General features: G+C 67.5%; 1 protein-coding gene. It reads right to left on the bottom strand.

What is annotated here, in order from left to right:
- Positions 1 to 1,173 (bottom strand): non-ribosomal peptide synthetase (locus JGU66_36285; protein ID MBJ6766235.1); only part of this gene is annotated, 1,173 nt, incomplete at both ends.

Consider the following 1,173-nt stretch of genomic DNA (forward strand, 5'->3'; position numbering starts at 1 on the left):
AGCCCTCCGTCTCCGCGTGGGTTCGTCCCGCGATGGGTGAGCCCACGCTCACATCGCTCTGGCCCGTGTAGCGCGACAGCACGGCTTGGAATGCCGCCAGCAACACCATGAATACGGTGGCGCCCTCGCTACGGCCCAGTCCCTCCAGTTCGCGCCACAGCGACTTCGGCCACGCCGCGTGCACGGTCGCGCCTCGGAACGTCTGCGCCGCCGGGCGTGGACGATCCGTTGGCAGCTCCAGGGCCCTCGGCGCTCCGGTCAACTGCTGACGCCAATGGGCGAGCTGCGCCTCCAGGGCATCCCCTTGGAGCCAATCGCGCTGCCACGTCGAGAAGTCCGCGTACTGCAAGGGCAGGGCGGGCAGAGGTGAGGGACGGCCGTCGACGAAGGCCTCGTAGAGCGCCGTGAGTTCGCGAACGAAGATCTCGTTGGACCAACCATCCGAGACAATGTGGTGCGTCACGAGCACCAACACATGCGCCCGATCCGACAGCCGGAGCAGCGTCATTCGGATCAACGGGCCGTGCTCCAAGTCGAACGGCCGCTGGGCTTCACGCTCGACGCACTCCTGCGCAGCGGCCTCGCGCGCGGAGGCCGACTGTGACTCCAGGCTGAGCGCTGAGAACTCGAGTCCTGGCGCAGACTCGATGTGCTGAACGGGCTGGCCGTTCTCTACTCGGAAGGTGGTGCGAAGCGCCTCGTGCCGGAGCACCAGCGCCTCGAAGGCGCGACGCAGCGCCTCGGCATCGAGCGGACCGATGAGGTCCACCGCAATGGGGAGATTGTAGAAGGCCGTACCTGGTGACAGCCGCTCCAGGAACCAGAGGCGCTGCTGCGCGAACGACAGCGGCGGTGACTCCACACGGCTCGCCCGAGGCCGCAGAACAGGCACGTTCGCTGTGCCTCGCACTCGCGCAGCCCGCTCGACCCTCTCGGAGAGCGCGGCCACGGTGGGCGAGGTGAACAACTCTCGCAACGGCAACTCGATATCGAACGCCTGTCGAATGCGCGAAACGAGCTGAGTCGCCAGCAGCGAATGACCGCCGAGATCGAAGAAGTTCCCGTCGGCGCCAACGCGCTCAATACCGAGCACCCGCCCGAACAGCTCGGCCACTCGCAGCTCCGTCGCCGTGCGCGGCGCGACGTGGCTTCGCTCGGAGACTTCGGGCTGCT

This window comes from Myxococcaceae bacterium JPH2, assembly GCA_016458225.1.
Taxonomy (GTDB): Bacteria; Myxococcota; Myxococcia; order Myxococcales; family Myxococcaceae; genus Citreicoccus.